The sequence below is a fragment of the Vibrio sp. 2033 genome (assembly GCF_033339735.1).
Map to the genome: position 1 here is coordinate 1 of NZ_JAWOVC010000544.1, position 606 is coordinate 606.

The window sequence follows — 606 nt, forward strand, 5'->3', positions numbered from 1 at the left end:
GGTCAGCAGATAGGTAGATGTCATGTTCTTCCAAGAAGTTTACGCCAACACCTGTGTTGAAACGGTATTCTGGTAGACCATTGCGACCCACTTGGTTGTTTACCGGACCACCAACGTATTCTGGTGAGCTGTAATCAAGCACGTAGCTACCTGTAAAGTCATAGCGGATTGTTGCAACATTAAAGTCATAACGATAACCGATTTTAAGGTCTAGACCTGATGTATCAAGTGTTCCTAGGTTTTGAAGTCCAGCAGTAGCTTCTTTGATTCGTCCATTTTCTCGAACGATATTTGGATTCGACACACCAGAACTACGTTCTTGATCAATCATGCTCTGGAGCGTATTCAGAGTGATTACGTCATCAATGCTAATGTTGTAGTAGTCTAAAGTCAGGTCTAGGTCGTCAATTGGTGAGTAACTGATCCCGAAGTTAAAAGATACAGACTTTTCTGCGTCCAGATCTTCATTGGATGTGCGAGTAACGTCATATTGAGTTTCCGGACATTCTGAAGCTGATATGCCATTCTGGCTACAGAATACGTAGTCTTTCGCATAGTCAGATGAGAAGCTATCAGCTCCGTATAGATCCGATAGGGTTGGAGCTC

The 606-nt window shown here is 43.1% G+C and carries 1 protein-coding gene; it reads right to left on the reverse strand.

Annotated features, from left to right (window positions below; translation table 11 throughout):
* Positions 1-606: TonB-dependent receptor domain-containing protein (locus R7P74_RS27700; RefSeq protein WP_318123879.1), on the reverse strand; the 606-nt coding region annotated here is incomplete at both ends.